This window comes from Microcoleus sp. bin38.metabat.b11b12b14.051, assembly GCF_013299165.1.
Classification (GTDB): Bacteria; Cyanobacteriota; Cyanobacteriia; order Cyanobacteriales; family Microcoleaceae; genus Microcoleus.
Map to the genome: position 1 here is coordinate 42068 of NZ_JAAFKD010000038.1, position 14572 is coordinate 56639.

Here is a 14572-nt window from a genome sequence, read left to right on the forward strand (position 1 = left end):
TTTTACAGTGCGAGCGTCCCCGCTCGCGAACTGTATAATACTCGCTAGCGATCGCGATCGCCCCTTTTTGAGAATTGTGTTTAAATGGAACTAAACCAGCGAAAAGAACAATTTAGCAAAGCTTACGTCCGCACTGTAGCAGCAGTGGCTGGCTGTTCGGTAGATCAACCCGAAAATGATTATGATAGCGTTGACCTTTGTCTCAAGGCTGTCGATCGCGATCCAGTACAGCCGCACCGCCTTGAATTGCAGTTAAAATGTACGTCAAGAGATGTACTCAATGCCGAATCTATTCGATATCCGCTCAATGTCAAAAATTACAACGACTTGAGAGTGACTGCTTTTATTCCCCGCCTGCTGGTTGTAGTTTTAGTGCCGGAAAATATCGGGGAATGGATACAACAGTCTGAACAGGAAATGTTGCTCAGACATTGTGCCTACTGGTTATCTCTGCGGGGATTACCGGAAACTCAAAATACCAGTCGCGTGACTGTTGAGTTACCCCGCAGCAATCAGTTTACAGCAGAGGCTCTACAGTCCATTATGCAGCGCATTAGCCAAGGAGATATCCCATGAAAGTAACTGTACGGGATTTTGAAATCTTTAAGAATTTAGATGTGAATGTCATCCTAGCATATTTACAAAAAAATGGCTGGCAAGAACACAGCAGAATTTATGACAATAAAGGAGCGATTTGGGTTAAAAAAAATGATGCGGGAGAGGCATTTGATATCGGATTGCCTCTGACGCGGGAGTTTGCAGATTATCCAGCTAGGATGGGAGATGCTGTCAAAAAGCTGGAACTGACAGAAAAGCGTTCCCAATTAGATATTTTAAGCGATTTAATTACTTGTTTGGAAAATACTGAGATTCAAGGATTTGTTGTGAAATGCGATCGCGAAGTAGGGGAGGAAATTGGTAAAGTTGTGATGATGGGTTTTGTGGTGGGTAAGTTGCAGAAAATCTATCTCGAATTGCCAGAAAATGATTTGATTTTGGCACAGAAAGCTTATCAGGAAAGGATTCCGGTGACTTGCGGCGGCGATTTTGTCAAAGAGGGTGGATATTTTGTTGGGAAAACTCTGCGGGAGTTTGCTTTGATGGATCAGGAATAGGGGAAATGAGCTAAAAGTGCGATCGCGTTTATTTAGGGTGGCGGTAGAATTCCAATCATTTTTTCAGCTAATTCGAGAAATTCTTCAGCTTGGGCGATCGATTCTGCGGCTTGATTAGCCGTTACAGCATTAATTTCCCCATAGTCTCCAGCATTTCGTAATTCCTGTGCTCTAATTAGGAATTGGTGAAATTTCACAGGTACTCTCCCTGTACGAGCAAATTCTCGGCCAAAGGCACTAATAACTGCGGAATGTTTAGAAAAAGATAGCCCTTCCCCTTCTAGAAATGCTTCAGCAATATAAAACATTGTGTAGTAAGCGCGAGAGGCTGCATAATCTGGGTATTGGCCATCCAGTATCAATCTGGCGGCCCCAAGGCTTTGACGTGCTTTGAGGAGTAGGTTTAATTGAGCGGGTGTCATATTAAAATTCCCTCTCTACGGATATTTCTGAGCAAAGGGCCTTGATAATTAGTAAACCGTTCTTCATTCATAAAGTGGCAGCTAATTACTACGTCATTTTGAAGGGATAAATCTGCTACAATTGGGAGAGTTCTATCAATTTCTTCACCCGCTTGGACTGGTGCTTTGAGAACCACCAAAACATCAATATCTGAGTCGGGATGTGCGTCGCCCCGCGCTTGGGAACCGTAGAGTACCATGTTGGTAAGGCGATCGCCGTAGAGTTGCTCGAAGTGCGATCGCAAGTGAGTTAGGATGGTCTTGAGTTGATCGTTGATGTTCATATTTGTTATGGATGCTTTGAGGGCGATCACACTTTAGGGGGGTAAAGGAGGCTCACCTGTTTTATGTCCGGGTGTCTGTGATGGACGATCGGAAATAGGTAGTTTATGAGCAAAAGTTAAGAATACCAGTAAACTCATTATCCCAGCGATGAATGCTACAACTATAGCCATCCTACCAGTAGCTATGGTAGCGATAGGAGTTGTTTGAGATGATGGTAGTTGTTTATTCAGTTTGGCTAGTCGCTGCAAAATAACTTGCGTATCTTTCGGCCGCCCGTTCGGAAAATGAGCCATCAAATCATCAATCAAATCTGCCAGTGGCTTCGATACTTGAGTTGCAAAAGTCCGCCAAATCAATTTACCCGATCGCGGATCTTCCTGCAAATTTCTCGGTTCTTGAGCCGTCAGCAAATACACAAAAGTCCGGCCCAAAGCAAAAAAATCCGATCGCGGCTCGGCTTTGCCATTTTTTTGTTCCGGCGGAGTGTAACCCATCGAAGCAATTCTTGTCACCTCTCCACTGGTTCTTTGAACAGTTTCTGTAAATTCCCGCACCGCCCCAAAATCAATCAATACTAATTTCCCATTCGGCCGACACATGATATTCGGCGGCTTGATATCTCGGTGAAAATAATTTTGATTGTGAACCAGATTCAAGATTTCCGTCAGTTGTGTCAACCAGTCTATAGCTAGTTCCGAGGAAATAGGTTGGTGGTTCCGCTCCGCCAACCATTGCAGCAAATTCTTACCTTCAATCTTCTCCATCACCTGACAGTGCAACAAATTGCTCGTATCGTTAGGTTTGAAAGTAAAATAGGCGTCGGCTTCTACTTTCGGGAGTCCTGGATGCTTCAGCCGCTGCAAAACATGAGCTTCTCTCTGAAACAGTTCCACCGCCAAAGGATCGTTATTAATCAGAACTTTTAAAACTTTCCGAGTCCCGTCTCTATCTCTGACATCAAAAGTTTTGCCAAAGCCTCCTTGTCCCAAAACACTAATTACCCGATAGCGTTCGTCAATCAACAACTTTGAGCCGCAGCTTTGGCAAAATTTGGGATATTCAGGATTTTCTGGATGTTGGCACTGAGGATTGATACAGTGGAGACCACCCCAATGTGCTAGTGGTGCAGGTTGATTAGCGATTACTTTTAGCTTTGGCTGCTGTGGCTGCGACAACGAAGAATTAACATTTGCTACTTGATTTTCTGGCAAGTTTAGCTTCGATTGCTGTGGTTGAGACGAAGAGGAGCTAACACCATTTACTGGTAGCCGTTTTAGAGATTCACCGCAATGTCTACAAAAATAATTTTCTGCTGGATTTTCATGCCCCTTACTGCATGGAAGTTGTTGTATTGGGTGAGATGATTGTGTGTTAGTAGTTGGTGCTTGCTGTTGCTCTAGCTGAGATGAATTGTTGCCTGGTTGTGGTAGCTCATGTTCCTCATAAGGGGATGGAATAACGCTCGTAATTGATGGGTAATTTTGCTGTTCTTGAGATGAAGGATATAGCTCAGTTGGCAACCACAATATTGAATTTTGATTCCCTGTTTGAGAGTTTTTAGCCGATTGAACAGTCTTACTTTCTACACCCCCAAGCGATCGCCAAGTCAAAGGTGCTTCTGCTGGATTATGAAAACTCACTGGTAAGAAAGTTACACCGGGAAATCTACTTTCCAGGCGGTTGAGTTTTTCCCGTGCCTTCCGCACCGCAAGGCTGACAGAATATCCAGCCACAAATGCTTCCAAAAAACGCTGCAAAAATTTCTGTGCTACCTCATCAGGTACGATTTCTCGCATAACTATGACATTGGGAACTCCTGAATTTCTCAGTTGCTGCGCTATTCCCAACCCATCGCAGGAATTGAAAATGGCTAACTGCAAACCATGCTCTACCGCACTTGTCATATCATGTTTCAAATGATCGATGGTGATGCTCTCATGCTGATTTAGTTCAATTACTCCTCTAGCAGCATCATCTTCACTTTTGCTATGACCAGCAAAGAAAAATATCTGCGGACTTTGCTTTTCAATCTCCTCACCTAACTCTTCACAAGTCGGCTCATCTAACCGAATAATATCACCTTTATAGTCTCCAGACAAAAATTTTTGAAGCAATTCCCAGTCTTTATCTGTCTTAATTTTCGTAGTATTGCCGACCGCTTCTTTCTTACCAAAAACTGCTAATACTTTGACTTTTGCTCTAGGAATCGGTGGCTGTTTTCCCACTGGCAAAAATAAACCAGCAGAAGCTTTAGCATAGTATTTTGGATGAAAAATATCCCAGCTATGCAAAGGCAAGCGCTGTAACTTTGGGTCATCCGTCTTAAATATAAATCTAATTTCTTCATTTTTATCAGTAAGTTTATGTAATAGCTCTTCTTTGATAGGAGACATCTCATAAGAATTGAGCCATACATTAATACTAGACTGCAACTTGCGCGTGTCTTCTTCTATTTGCCTGATACCAGCGTCAGGATTCGTGCGACCGCTTATTCGAGTAGTAGACCTCATCGGGCTTACACGTGAGAGATAACGTGACTGCCAAAGCTCATAACACTCGCGGAGTTCTGGACTTTGAGGCAGCTTACCTGTGGTATAACCAATACAACGATGCTCTTCTTCAGTTTCAATACGCAGCGTGACCGTAAAACCTCTATCAAAATTACCTTCTACTAAATCGAGAAGAACTATTTTACCCATTGCCCCTCCTAGGAAATTATTCAAATTATAAAATTTTGCGTAACATTTACATCACCTAGTTCAATTTTTATACTAAATTCTTCTCCTGGTTGGCCATTAATATTTAATTGAATCCATTCCCTATCATTTCTTGCTTGGTCTTGCACGATAGTTTGACCAGATGTTGTATCGAACGCCACAAGATTTAGATTATCTGGGAGATTTTTGCTGCCAATGGGATGCACTTGCAGACAAATATCCCTTTCTTGACCTGATTGTTCCATAATAGCAACTACCAGAGCTAAAGAATGACTATTCGGTGGCATTCCTAAGACAATATGCTGTGCTTTTAGCACTGCCGGAGAACTAGAATATCTGTGACTAAAAATCAGTTCAACCCTTTCTTCATCCAAAACTTCTTTTACAGTTTTCCAAAGCTCGTCAACCACATTATTAAGCCACTGACTCAAGTTTACCAGCACCTCACTAGGTACAATATCTTTTTCTTTAACTGGTAAAGTTATCTGGATATCCTCAACAGTAATTCCTAATATTTTATTCAATTGTCCCGATCTAAACAGTTGCTCAATCCGCTGCAACTGTTCTAGTGAACCTTCCAAAACCAGATTTACTGAATCTTTATCGTTTGCTTCTATTCTACGTATATCCATAGATTTTTCCTAAACCCGTTGTAAATACTGGACTATCTCTGTTATTTTTTCCGGAGACATATTATATATTGATAGTTTCAATACAAATGTACCCTCAGCACACCTTTCTAACTCCATATTTTTAAGTGGTAGTCGCTCTTCACTGCGATTTAATCCTTGCTGCATAGTATTTTTAATGTCTCCCATTTCTAATAACAGGAGCGACATAGAATCCTCTATGCTTTTTTGAGTTTTTTGTTGCTGTTCTGCCAAATTAGCATGAACTTGAGCTAATAACTGCGCCTGAAAAATTCTGCGAACCTCTGGCACGTATTTCATTTGAGCAGCGAATTGTTCGGACACCCGTTGAAATAAAACTTCCCTGACTTTAGCTCTATAGCATTCTGGCAAATCACCATACCTGCTTAGAGCCTCATCTATTAGGCGAACTTTAATTTTTTGAATTCGTTCCTTAGCTAACTCCCCTTCTGGTGTCAGCAAAAATGCAATTTCATCAATAGAGTCAATTAGTGGATCGATTTCTTTTAATTTTTTGACTTTTCCTAGTTCTTTTCCAAGTCGAATAAACTTGTCATTCAGGATTTTAATGTCCGGCTCATGTTCTGGTGGATAAGACGGTGATGGGGGATATTCCCCCATCACCATGAATATTTGTTTGGGTTCAAACTCCCCCATCAATTGATACTGACATTCTAAGGCAATCTTTTGCAGAGCTGATAGCAAGGAAAACTTAAGCGCCTTTTGCAGGTGATGATTTATAAGTTTACGATCTTTTCTTAGGTGATTAACAAAAGAATTGACTCCTAGGCAAACAGCCAGATTTGGATAATGTCCTAAAATGTTTGTTACAATCCCTCCGACAATTGCCCCCAGAGTTAAACTTTCCATCCTTTTCTGCCGTTTGTATGGTTGAATATGTATTGCTTTTAAATATAAACTATTTTAACGGAGATAGACATCTCAGAAAAAAATCTTATTTCGTTACAGCCTTGGAACCGGGAGAAAACCTGGTTATGAAGGTTTTGATGCGTCTAGGACTCAATTAAAAAAATCCAGCAAGACGATCGCCCTTATAGAACCCATTTGATATCTTTTGTAAAATCCTTACAGGTGAACCATTTTAGCCTAAATTTAGGATTCTAGTGATTCTACTGAAACCTAGTTGTGGTAATCGGTCTGGAATATATCTCAAATGGGTTCTATACTATTCTTAGTATTGGTAAGCCCAAAACCATGTCACTCACACAAACCCAAGTCACCTATACTGAAGCTCAAGCGAATCTTGAGGAACTGTGCGAACAAGTCATCAACGATCGCGATGCCATCATCATCACCCGCAAAGACGGCGAAAACGTAGCCTTAATTGCCGCTGACGAATTGGCAAGCTTAATAGAGACAGTCTACCTGCTGCGATCGCCCAAAAATGCCGATCGCCTGTTAAGCGCCCTGAAAGACGCACAAGCCAGAATTGTCAAACCTCACACTGTCAGCGAATTACGCCAGGAAGTCAACTCGTAATTGAGACTGACTCCATACCAGCCAATTCAGCAACAATTCCCTCATCCTGACAGCTAAAACCTGTTCCAAACTCAGTATACTGCCGCACTTGAGGATGGCGAAAACCCAGTACAATATCTTCTTTCGGAACACCTGCTGCTAGTAAATCGGTAGCCACTCCTTCTTCAGTATCATCATATTGAATCCAGATTTTACCCTCGATTAAATTGATGTGAATTGGTGTAGCATGAAGATAATTGTCCTCATTCCAGCCAATATCCAAGACTAAGTAACCTCCTTGTTCATCATCAAATAACAGTTGAGACTGATAGCCGTCAGGTATAGTATTGCGGAAGTTAGCGTGTTCCCGAAGTATGGTTTTGATAATCTTTTGGTATTTCAATTGGGTATCCATTGAAGTATTTCCTCACTTTCTTTATCAAAAACAATCAGTTTAACAATCTGATTTTTTAGTAAAACTTGCCCTAATTCTATGGTAAATACGCTTTTGAAAGCAGACCGAGAAATTGCTAGATAGAGATTTCTATCGATCTGCATTTCATTAAGCACTTGGCGGTAAAGAACATACTGTCCCAAAGCTTGCTCCAAATCCTTTACATCCGATCGCCCTACAAAACTCTTAACCTCAACAATAATTTTTTCAGTTCCTTTTTCAGCATTGATTAGACGTTCTGCACCGAGGTCGGCAGATAAGCGCTTGCGACCAATTTGAAGGGGAAATGGATCGTGAGTAATCGTCCAGCCATCCTTTTGTAGGGCACGCTTAACTGTATTGTGATAAATATCTTTAGCTGACACGCATTAGCACTCAGATTAGGAGGATTCACTGCAACCATTATATAATACGTTGAAATCTGTGACCCTCGCCCCTTAAACTAAATACTATGCTTCAAATCCGCCGCCGTCCGCCCAGCACATCAGTCTCCGTACTCTACCTCAGCTACAAAATCGCCGTACCCGACGCCGAACCACGGCACATCCTCGAAGAAATCGTCTGGGAAAAAGAGGTTGAAGTAGCCCAAAAGCGCGATCGCACGCCCCTAGCCGAACTTCACAAAAGACTCCCCTTTGCACCCCCGATCCGCGACTTCCTCGGCGCGCTCAAAAACGGTAAAACCACACCAGCAATCATCGCCGAAGTTAAAAAAGCTTCCCCCAGCAAAGGCGTAATTCGCGAAGATTTCGACCCCGTGGCGATCGCCCAAGCATACCAAGAAAACGGCGCAACTTGTATCTCGGTACTCACCGATGAAAAGTTCTTTCAAGGCAGTTTCGACAATCTCTCTAAAATCCGTGCCGCCGTCGATTTACCGCTACTTTGCAAAGAGTTTATTATCTATCCCTACCAAATCTATCTCGCTCGGATTAGCGGCGCGGATGCTGTATTGTTAATCGCCGCCATTCTATCTGACAAAGACTTACAATATTTTGTGAAAATTGTCAAGACTTTGGGCATGACAGCTTTAATCGAAGTTCACACTCAAGAAGAACTCGATCGAGTATTAACCCTAGAAGGCGTTCACCTAATCGGCATCAACAACCGCAACCTAGAAGACTTTTCCGTCAGCCTAGCAACCACCAGCGAACTATTAGCCTCGCGCCAAACCGAAATTCAAGCAAAAAGCATCCTCACCGTCAGCGAGTCAGGAATCCACACTCCCGACGACCTCAGCCAAGTTGCCAGCGCCGGAGTCCAAGCCGTCCTCATCGGCGAATCCCTAGTCAAACAACTCGATCCGGGCGCCGCTTTAGCCGCGCTTGCCAAGGCGCATCCGCGCATCATCAAAGGCGAGACTGCTTGACAAACACCCCCGAATTCTGATAAAAATTGATTGAGTAGGTAAATAATCAGAATTTCTAACCTGCATCGACTCCAGCGCTTAACTGCAAAAAAAATAGCACTCAAAGCTATATTGCGTAGAAATATTTTGCCAGAAAGCAATTAAATCTATTCGTTCTCGCCAGTCGATCGCCAAATTTAGCGCTGCCAACGCACCCAGCCCCGAACATTCGATCGGCAAAGCAGGGTTTTTGTAAGGTTAGAAAACACATAAGAAGTCGGGCATCTAATGTTCACCTGTTATGCCCCATGCAATTATCATGGGGTGTCGGTTCGCTGAGGTATGTTAGCTTTCATGGAACCAATCCCCCTTCCTTCGTACATTCATTATGAATTGCTACTTCAATTGTTAGAACGCAAAACGATGTTGGCTGTCAGTCCACAATCGCCCCAACAGCAACAAGTACACCAGCTTATTATTACCCTGCGTAAAGCCCTGGCCATTCAAAAGCAATTAGAACAAAGCTGCGAGCGATCGAACTTAGCAGTAGAATACCGCTGGTCTTTAAATGAAACTAACCCTACGGGAGTTAAAAGTTAAAAAACTTAGAGTACCAACCGCTCGTATTTGATTTATTCTGTAGAACTCCCACAGAAAAAGTTAGGACAATATCATGGACAACAAGTTAATGCTGATGATTCCCGGCCCAACGCCGGTGCCCGAAGCGGCATTGTTAGCGATGGCAAAACACCCGATGGGCCACCGCAGCAAGGAATTTGACGCGATTTTTGCTGAATGTACCGAAAATCTCAAATGGCTGCACCAAACCAGCGGTGATGTACTGAGTTTGACTGTTTCCGGTACCGGGGCGATGGAAGCTGGGATAATTAATTTCTTGAGTGCGGGCGATCGAGTTTTAGTCGGATGCAATGGCAAATTTGGCGAACGTTGGGCTGAAGTTGCACAAGCTTACGGTTTAAATGCCGAAATTGTCAAAGCTGAGTGGGGTCAACCTTTAAACCCCGAAGACTTCCGCGAAAAACTCGAAGCAGATACCGAGAAGCAAATTAAAGCTGTCATCATCACTCACTCGGAAACTTCGACAGGCGTTCTCAACGACCTTGAAACCATCAACCGCCACGTAAAAGCCCACGGTGAAGCTTTGATTATGGTCGATGCTGTCACCAGTTTAGGCGCTGTCAGCGTACCGATGGAAGCTTGGGGACTGGATGTGATTGCTTCTGGTTCTCAGAAAGCTTACATGATTCCCCCAGGTTTGGGTTTTGTCGCCGTCAGTCCCAAAGCTTGGAAAGCTTACAAAACGGCAACACTGCCCCGCTATTATTTAGATTTGGGCAAATATAGCAAAGATGCTGCCAAAAATACGACTCCTTTTACTCCACCAGTCAATATGTTTTTTGCCCTGCAAGCATCGTTGCAGATAATGAAAGCCGAAGGGTTGGAAAATGTTTTTGCCAGACACCAGCGGTTGATGACAACTACTCGCGCAGCCGTGAAAGCTTTAGGTTTACCATTATTCGCTGCTGACGGTGCCGCCAGCCCTGCGATTACTTCGGTGATGCCACCTGCATCGGTAGATGCTCAAAAAATTCGGACTTTGATGAGAAAGAAATTTGACATTGCTCTGGCCGATGGACAAGACCATTTGAAAGGTAAAATCTTCCGGATCGGTCATTTGGGCTTTGTGTGCGATCGCGATATTCTAGCAGCAATTTCCGCCCTGGAAGTCGTGCTGCAAGAATTGGGCCATGAAGGCTGCATTCCTGGTGCCGGCATCGCCGCTGCTGCGAAACACTTGGCGGGAGCTTAATCTGAGTTATTAAAGGATTTTGGATTGGGGATTTTAAGTCCAATCTAAAATCCTTTTAATATGCTTGGGACAACCAATCAAAGATTTTATCCAATTGTTCCAGAGTGACTAAACCGTATTGCCACAGAACCATCGGCAAGGAATTAGGGTCTCGATCGCGCTGCCGCTCTTTGTCGCCGCCACTACGTTCAGCTACAGCAATTGACGCGGGAGAAATCGCCAAATCTTCTTGTAAAAATCGAATTAATCTAGTGTATGTTGCGGGTGCCATGTGATTTTGTCTCCATGTATAGGACACCATTTTCTGATGCGAACCTGATGTTTGTGATTAGTAATAAGCCAGTTTTAAATCTGTCTTTTAACCGTGGATAGCTGTGAAAACAGTATTAGCGGTTGTGGAAAATATCAAAGGCGAGTGCAGAACTAGACTCTAAAGCCCACCTTTCCCAAAAAGCGAAAGGCTTCGCACTTTTGCCGATGTCGGCGCGATCGAGTTGCGATCGCGATCGAACTTAAACTGAATACCTCGGTATTTTGCAACGCGAATCTGAAGAAATTCTGCGACCTACAACTAATTGCACCCGTGTTCAGAGTTTAACTTCATCTGCGAAAATGCAGAATCCGCAAATCTACTTCCCCAATCTCGGTCAGATATTTTGATCGAACCCTGACTTGCTACCTAAAGCTAAGTTTGCCAGCTAATTTTGCTTGTCGCATCTTACTTCAGATAGGTTTAGTAGATTTAGGTTGAGTGCCAGAAGTTCCAGAGAATCTCTTTTCGTACCAGCGGCCCTTGAGGTCGAGCATCGTCTCTCAGGATTGGTAAGGAGTCGCTGACTCCTCTCATACCTGCGACCAATAATTTACAGCTTATGCAAACAAGCTCAAGCCCAGCCTAAGCGAGATTGACATCGTAGCAAATCTTTTTGTCTTTGTGCTGCATCTTACATTAATAATTTAACAGATATTATCAAGTTTTGTAAAGTTTATAAATTTTTTGAGGTTTTAGCGAAGCCGAACTCAGCCGGCTCAGAAGAGGGGAGTGACCTGGAGAAACCCGGTTTCTACGAAATTTTGTGTTTATTGACGAGAAATCTGGGAAGAAACCGGGTTTCTAGCCCCATGTGTAAGCCCTGAAAATGCCCCAAGTGTTACTGGAAAAACTCGATTTCAATCTGATCGCCCACTTTGACACCAAGTTCAGCAGCCCGCCCGCCCCGGAGTTCGATTACTCGATCGACTGGAGTATCTGGCCCGTAAGTGGGACAAGGTTCGGCGGTACAAGGAGGGCTTTCGGCTGCGATGGCTGTCACGACTCCATCCCGCAGAAAAATCATATCCAGAGAAATCTTGCAATTTTTCATCCAAAAATTGACCCAGCGCGCCGGTTTAAAATCAAACAGCATTCCTCTGTCATCGGCTAAAGAAGTTCTGTACATTAAACCTATAGCCTGTTGTTCCGATGTTTTAGCGACTTCAAGTTCGATAGGGCGATCGGCAATCCGAGCTCTAGCAGAAACCTGCAAAACTTGACCGGAGGTGGTAGCAGTCGGAGACTGCGAGGCCAAAGTACCGCTAACACCAGAAGAATTCGCCACAGGTAAAGCCGGCGAGCATCCCAGCAAAAATATAATTACCCCAATACTCAGGAAATTAAGCAAATAACTCATAATGATTTTAGATTTTAGATTTTAGATTGGTAATCGCGAATTGGTAATGGCGAATTTTTAACTAATGACAACTGACAACAGTCAACTGACAACTGTCAACTGTCAACTGTCAACTGTCAACTGACAACTGACAACTGACAACTGACAACTGTCAACTGACAACTGACAACTGTCAACTGACAACTCTTCGACTCCCCTCGACTTCGCGGGCGGGCAAGTCGCGAGCGCGCAAGCTGTCAACCCCTCGACTCCGCGGGCGGGCTCTTCTGTCAACTGTCAACTGACTTTAAGCTTCGCGCATCACGTAACCAACACCGCGCACAGTCTGAATCAAGCGCTTTTCGCCTTCATCTTCTATTTTGAGGCGCAGATAACGGATGTAAACCTCAATCACATTCGACTCGCCGAGAAAGTCGTAACCCCAAACATTTTCTAGAATTTGTTCGCGAGTCAAAACATCGCGGGGATGTTCCATTAAATACTTTAGCAGTTCAAATTCCTTCATCGTCAGGTCGATCGCCCGTCCGTTCCGTAGGGCGCGCCTAGACGCCAAATCCAAAACTAAATCACCAAACCTCAATTGTTCGCTGCTGGTGCACTCCGGCTGTAAATACAAGCGCACTAACTCCAAAAAATCTTCGCTGCGGTAAGGTTTGAGAAAATAATCATCAGCCCCAGCTTCCAGACAAGCCACGCGATCGTCAACTGTATCGCGACCGATCAATAATAACACCGGCGCCCGATTGCCGCTACTTCGGAGATGAGAACACAGCGTCAGTCCCGATTCAGGGCCAAGTATGCGATCGATTACAATCAAAGCTGGCTGCAATTCATGGGCTAAATGTTGGCCTGTGGCGATAGTAGAAGCTATTACCGGTTCGTAGCCGGAGGATTTTAAGTCTAGACTTAAGTGTCCGGCGAGAACTTCGTCTGTTTCTACTAGCAGGACACAGGGATTGCGATCGAGAGTAATTGCAGCCATTGAATTGACCGATGAAGACCATAACTGTTCTAGCACGTATCTAGGGACTGTTGACTGTTGACTGTTGACTGTTGACTGTTGACTGTTGACTGTTGACTGTTGACTGTTGACTGTTGACTGTTGACTGTTGACTGTTGACTGGTGACTGTTGACTGGTGACTGTTGACTGTTGACTGTTGTCATGGGAAATGAGGAGATTGCGAGAGGGAGAGATTGGGAGGTTCGGAGAATGACAGATTACCAATTACCGATTACCGATTACCGATTACCGATTACCGATTACCAAATTCAATATTAAAATTATAGGACTGAAGTCCTTACTACAAACCTAATTTGTAATTACCCTGTTGAACAATTTATGAGTATCATTGTATTTGGCAGTATCAACATTGACTTAGCAGCAAAAACTCCCCGATTGCCGCAGCCAGGGGAAACTATAATCGGGAGCAATTTTTTCACGGCTGGCGGCGGCAAAGGAGCAAATCAAGCCGTAGCAGCAGCGCGTCTTGGCACTTGCACTCACTTGATCGGCCGTGTAGGTAACGATAAATTTGCTGAGGAATTATTGACAAGTTTACAATCTTATGGTTTAAATACAGACAATGTTTTAATAGATAAAAATACTCATTCAGGCGTAGCAATTATTGCCGTAGACGAGATAGGTCAAAATAATATTATTGTGATTCCGGGCGCGAACAATAATGTCGGTGAAGCAGATATCGAACGTCTAAAAAAATTGTTACCGTCAGCTACATCGTTGCTGTTACAGTTAGAAATTCCGCTGGAAGTTGTCGTGAGGGCGGCGAAAGTTGCACGTGAAGCGGGGGTGCGAGTGATTCTCGATCCAGCACCTGCTGTGGCTGATTTCCCTATCGACTTTTACCCTTTAATTGACATTATCACGCCGAACGAAGTGGAAGCTGGTCATTTAGTCGGTTTTGGGGTGCATGACACTGAAACGGCGATTCTGGCTGGCAAACAGTTGCAGGAACGCGGTGTTAAGAATGTTATTGTCAAATTGGGCGATCGCGGGGCGGTTGCTGTGACTCCAGATGAGAGCTTTTTTGTGCCTGCTTTTGCTGTGAGGGCGATCGACACTGTGGCTGCTGGCGATGCTTTTAACGGCGGGTTGGCTGCGGCATTAGATGGCGGTCTAACACTGTCAGAGGCGGTGGTGTGGGGCTGTGCAGCGGGCGCTCTATGTGCAACTAAGGTGGGTGCTCAGGTTACTATGTGCGATCGGGCAACCTTTGATGAATTTTTGCACAATTCAGTTTGAATTTGTCAGGTATTGTAGGGTGCGGTTATCAGGTTTGTAGTGAGGACTTCAGTCCTTTAATTTTAGGAAGGACTAAAGTCCTCACTACAAAGGGTTATCAGGTTGGTAGTGAGGACTTCAGTCCTTTAATTTTAGGAAGGACTAAAGTCCTCACTACAAACGGTTATCAGGTTTGTAGTGAGGACTTCAGTCCTTTAATTTTAGGAAGGACTAAAGTCCTCACTACAAACGGTTATCAGGTTGGTAGTGAGGACTTCAGTCCTTTAATTTTAGGAAGGACTAAAGTCCTCACTACAAAGGG

19 protein-coding genes are annotated in these 14572 nt (G+C 43.9%); 9 read left to right on the forward strand and 10 right to left on the reverse strand.

Annotated elements, in window-relative coordinates; translation table 11 throughout:
* Positions 1-84: 84 nt before the first annotated feature.
* Together QZW47_RS26810 and QZW47_RS26815 are read left to right on the forward strand one after the other, a co-directional pair.
* Complete coding sequence (locus QZW47_RS26810) at positions 85-576, forward strand: DUF4365 domain-containing protein (protein WP_293134265.1); 492 nt, start codon at positions 85-87, stop codon at positions 574-576.
* The gene (locus tag QZW47_RS26815; RefSeq protein WP_293134268.1) at positions 573-1115 is read left to right on the forward strand and encodes a hypothetical protein; all 543 of its coding nucleotides are present in this window, start codon (positions 573-575) and stop codon (positions 1113-1115) included. Before QZW47_RS26810 ends, QZW47_RS26815 begins: the two co-directional genes overlap by 4 nt.
* Before the next feature lie 32 nt (positions 1116-1147).
* Here QZW47_RS26815 and QZW47_RS26820 read toward each other — a convergent pair whose 3' ends face one another.
* Genes QZW47_RS26820 through QZW47_RS26840 form a run of 5 tightly spaced genes read right to left on the reverse strand, consistent with a single transcriptional unit; the run spans position 1148 to position 6098 of the window.
* Positions 1148-1537, reverse strand: a complete 390-nt coding sequence (locus QZW47_RS26820) for a HEPN domain-containing protein (protein ID WP_293134271.1) — start codon at positions 1535-1537, stop codon at positions 1148-1150.
* Complete coding sequence (locus tag QZW47_RS26825; RefSeq protein WP_293134274.1) at positions 1534-1860, reverse strand: nucleotidyltransferase domain-containing protein; 327 nt, start codon at positions 1858-1860, stop codon at positions 1534-1536. The genes QZW47_RS26820 and QZW47_RS26825 overlap by 4 nt, the downstream gene beginning before the upstream one ends.
* 33 nt (positions 1861-1893) lie before the next feature.
* On the reverse strand, positions 1894-4560 hold the full coding sequence (locus tag QZW47_RS26830) for a CHAT domain-containing protein (protein WP_293134277.1): 2667 nt from the start codon (positions 4558-4560) through the stop codon (positions 1894-1896).
* Positions 4561-4580: 20 nt separating this feature from the next.
* Positions 4581-5210: a DUF1822 family protein gene (locus QZW47_RS26835; RefSeq protein ID WP_293134280.1), complete on the reverse strand. Its 630-nt coding sequence runs from the start codon at positions 5208-5210 to the stop codon at positions 4581-4583.
* A 9-nt stretch (positions 5211-5219) separates the two neighbouring features.
* Entirely contained in the window at positions 5220-6098 is an 879-nt protein-coding gene (locus QZW47_RS26840; RefSeq protein WP_293134283.1) for a hypothetical protein, read from the reverse strand.
* Positions 6099-6443: 345 nt separating this feature from the next.
* On the opposite strand from QZW47_RS26840, the gene QZW47_RS26845 reads away from it, so the two are divergent.
* Positions 6444-6728 carry a type II toxin-antitoxin system Phd/YefM family antitoxin gene (locus QZW47_RS26845; protein WP_293134286.1) on the forward strand — a complete coding sequence of 95 codons (285 nt, stop codon included), beginning with the start codon at positions 6444-6446 and terminating at the stop codon, positions 6726-6728.
* Here the strand turns inward: QZW47_RS26845 and QZW47_RS26850 are convergent.
* Together QZW47_RS26850 and QZW47_RS26855 are read right to left on the reverse strand one after the other, a co-directional pair.
* Positions 6718-7122, reverse strand: coding sequence for a XisI protein (locus QZW47_RS26850; RefSeq protein WP_293134289.1), 405 nt, complete (start codon positions 7120-7122; stop codon positions 6718-6720). The genes QZW47_RS26845 and QZW47_RS26850 overlap by 11 nt on opposite strands.
* The gene (locus QZW47_RS26855; RefSeq protein WP_293134292.1) at positions 7107-7526 is read right to left on the reverse strand and encodes an element excision factor XisH family protein; all 420 of its coding nucleotides are present in this window, start codon (positions 7524-7526) and stop codon (positions 7107-7109) included. The genes QZW47_RS26850 and QZW47_RS26855 overlap by 16 nt, the downstream gene beginning before the upstream one ends.
* Positions 7527-7612: 86 nt before the next feature.
* Here QZW47_RS26855 and trpC point away from each other — a divergent pair, with 86 nt between their 5' ends.
* The 3 genes from trpC to QZW47_RS26870 all read left to right on the forward strand — a co-directional run bounded on the left by trpC (position 7613) and on the right by QZW47_RS26870 (position 10340).
* Positions 7613-8530 (forward strand): indole-3-glycerol phosphate synthase TrpC, encoded by a 918-nt coding sequence (gene trpC, locus QZW47_RS26860; protein ID WP_293134295.1) that lies wholly within the window; start codon positions 7613-7615, stop codon positions 8528-8530.
* Positions 8531-8863: 333 nt separating this feature from the next.
* Positions 8864-9109 (forward strand): DUF5340 domain-containing protein, encoded by a 246-nt coding sequence (locus tag QZW47_RS26865; protein WP_194061760.1) that lies wholly within the window; start codon positions 8864-8866, stop codon positions 9107-9109.
* Between the two features lie 73 nt (positions 9110-9182).
* A complete protein-coding gene (locus QZW47_RS26870; RefSeq protein ID WP_293134302.1) occupies positions 9183-10340 on the forward strand; it encodes an alanine--glyoxylate aminotransferase family protein in 1158 nt (385 codons plus the stop codon).
* A gap of 55 nt (positions 10341-10395) precedes the next feature.
* Here the strand turns inward: QZW47_RS26870 and QZW47_RS26875 are convergent, their stop codons facing one another.
* Positions 10396-10611: a DUF2949 domain-containing protein gene (locus QZW47_RS26875; RefSeq protein ID WP_293134305.1), complete on the reverse strand. Its 216-nt coding sequence runs from the start codon at positions 10609-10611 to the stop codon at positions 10396-10398.
* Positions 10612-10733: 122 nt separating this feature from the next.
* Here QZW47_RS26875 and QZW47_RS26880 point away from each other — a divergent pair, with 122 nt between their 5' ends.
* Entirely contained in the window at positions 10734-10856 is a 123-nt protein-coding gene (locus QZW47_RS26880; protein ID WP_293134308.1) for a hypothetical protein, read from the forward strand.
* A gap of 635 nt (positions 10857-11491) precedes the next feature.
* Here QZW47_RS26880 and QZW47_RS26885 read toward each other — a convergent pair.
* Positions 11492-12010 (reverse strand): DUF192 domain-containing protein, encoded by a 519-nt coding sequence (locus tag QZW47_RS26885; protein WP_293134311.1) that lies wholly within the window; start codon positions 12008-12010, stop codon positions 11492-11494.
* A gap of 286 nt (positions 12011-12296) precedes the next feature.
* Positions 12297-12992, reverse strand: coding sequence for a response regulator transcription factor NblR (gene nblR, locus QZW47_RS26890; RefSeq protein ID WP_293134318.1), 696 nt, complete (start codon positions 12990-12992; stop codon positions 12297-12299).
* 358 nt (positions 12993-13350) lie between these two features.
* Here nblR and rbsK point away from each other — a divergent pair, with 358 nt between their 5' ends.
* Complete coding sequence (gene rbsK / locus QZW47_RS26895) at positions 13351-14271, forward strand: ribokinase (RefSeq protein ID WP_293134313.1); 921 nt, start codon at positions 13351-13353, stop codon at positions 14269-14271.
* A gap of 2 nt (positions 14272-14273) precedes the next feature.
* On the forward strand, positions 14274-14572 hold a 299-nt coding region (locus QZW47_RS26900; RefSeq protein WP_293134315.1), incomplete at its 3' end, for a hypothetical protein.